The sequence below is a fragment of the Klenkia sp. AC732 genome (assembly GCF_979256525.1).
This window is the reverse complement of the sequence record NZ_CEEDOS010000100.1, coordinates 1-344: the sequence shown is the minus strand read 5'-3', so window position 1 is coordinate 344 and position 344 is coordinate 1. Positions and strand designations below refer to the sequence as shown.

At 50.6% G+C, this 344-nt stretch carries 1 protein-coding gene; it reads left to right on the top strand.

The features are described 5' to 3' along the window. Window positions 1-344, top strand: a 344-nt coding sequence (locus tag AC0IVP_RS21840) for a serine hydrolase (RefSeq protein WP_471759272.1), incomplete at both ends; no start/stop codon positions are given.

The following is a 344-nucleotide window of genomic DNA, read 5'->3' as shown; positions in this document are numbered from 1 at the left end:
GCATGACAGTAAGAGAATTATGCAGTGCTGCCATAACCATGAGTGATAACACTGCGGCCAACTTACTTCTGACAACGATCGGAGGACCGAAGGAGCTAACCGCTTTTTTGCACAACATGGGGGATCATGTAACTCGCCTTGATCGTTGGGAACCGGAGCTGAATGAAGCCATACCAAACGACGAGCGTGACACCACGATGCCTGTAGCAATGGCAACAACGTTGCGCAAACTATTAACTGGCGAACTACTTACTCTAGCTTCCCGGCAACAATTAATAGACTGGATGGAGGCGGATAAAGTTGCAGGACCACTTCTGCGCTCGGCCCTTCCGGCTGGCTGGTTT